The sequence below is a fragment of the Leisingera sp. XS_AS12 genome (genome assembly GCF_041224635.1).
In the GTDB taxonomy this organism is placed as follows: domain Bacteria; phylum Pseudomonadota; class Alphaproteobacteria; order Rhodobacterales; family Rhodobacteraceae; genus Leisingera.
Window position 1 is genome coordinate 1 of record NZ_JBGFGM010000115.1, and the last position, 281, is coordinate 281.

Below are 281 nucleotides of genomic sequence, written 5' to 3' on the forward strand. Positions count from 1 at the left end.
CTTGGCAAGCGCGCCGGGCGCGGAGCCCTCAAAAAGCTCAAGCGCCTGCCGCGCTTGCCGGGGTGTTTTATTCTCCAGCGAAGAGTGCGGCCTGACGTTGTTGTAATCGTATCGCCACAGCGCCAGCTTGCGGCGGGCATCGTCCAGGGTATCGAACATCTCTTCATTGAGAAGCTCGTCCCGCAGGCTGCCGTTGAATGTCTCTATGAAGGCATTCTGCTGCGGTTTTCCGGGGTCGATGTAATGCCAATCCACGCCGTTCCTATCGGCCCATTTCAGGA

Annotated in this window: 1 protein-coding gene; it reads right to left on the minus strand. The window is 58.7% G+C overall.

Going from position 1 to position 281, the window contains the following annotated elements; genetic code table 11:
• Positions 1 to 281 (minus strand): transposase (locus AB9K35_RS18290; protein WP_369928313.1); only part of this gene is annotated, 281 nt, incomplete at both ends.